We start from the raw sequence: 626 nt of genomic DNA, 5'->3' as shown, positions 1-626 counted from the left end.
TCTATGCCGCGCATCTCGGCCTCGCCGCCCTGGCGCTGGGGCTGGCGCTGCTGCCGCTGGCGCGGCCGGGCTTCGCCGCGCGGCTCGGCCTCGGCCCGCTGCTGGCCCGACCCCGGCCGGGATGGCCCTGCCGCTGCTGGGGCTCGGCCTGCAGCCGCATTATCTCGACATCCTGCCGCTCTATCTGGCGCTGCTGGCGCTGCTGCCGCTGCTGCTGGGGGCGGCGGCGCGGGGCTGGCTGGCGCCGCTGCTCGGTGGCTCGGCGGCGCTGTGGCTGGCCGCCGGACTGGGGCGGCTCAACCTGCCGGCGGCCGGCGCGGCGGAGGGCTGGTTCTTCAACCCGCTCTCCTGGCAGTTCCTGTTCGCGATCGGCTTCGCCACCGGCGCCCGGCGCGTCCTGGGGCGCGGCCTGCCCTGGCGGCCCGGCCCGTGGTGGGCGGCGCTGCTGCTGCTGCTGGCCAGCCCCTTCGCCCGGCACCTGCCCGGCCTGCCCGACCCCGCCACCCTGCCGCTGCCCGCCCTGCTGGTGGTGCCGGACAAGACCTTCCTCTCCCTGCCGCGGCTGCTGCACGCGCTGGCGCTGTGCTACGTGGTGGCGCATTCGCCCCTGCAGGGCTGGGCGCGCG

The 626-nt window shown here is 78.0% G+C and carries 1 protein-coding gene; it reads left to right on the top strand.

Features of this window, described 5'->3' with window-relative positions:
• Nucleotides 1-121 precede the first annotated feature (121 nt).
• Nucleotides 122-626, top strand: a 505-nt coding sequence (opgC, locus tag HMPREF0731_RS22595; RefSeq protein WP_007006600.1) for an OpgC domain-containing protein, incomplete at its 3' end; no start/stop codon positions are given.

The organism is Pseudoroseomonas cervicalis ATCC 49957 (assembly GCF_000164635.1).
Taxonomy (GTDB): domain Bacteria; phylum Pseudomonadota; class Alphaproteobacteria; order Acetobacterales; family Acetobacteraceae; genus Pseudoroseomonas; species Pseudoroseomonas cervicalis.
Note: the sequence above shows the minus strand (reverse complement) of the source record. Positions and strands in the feature narration are given on the sequence as shown.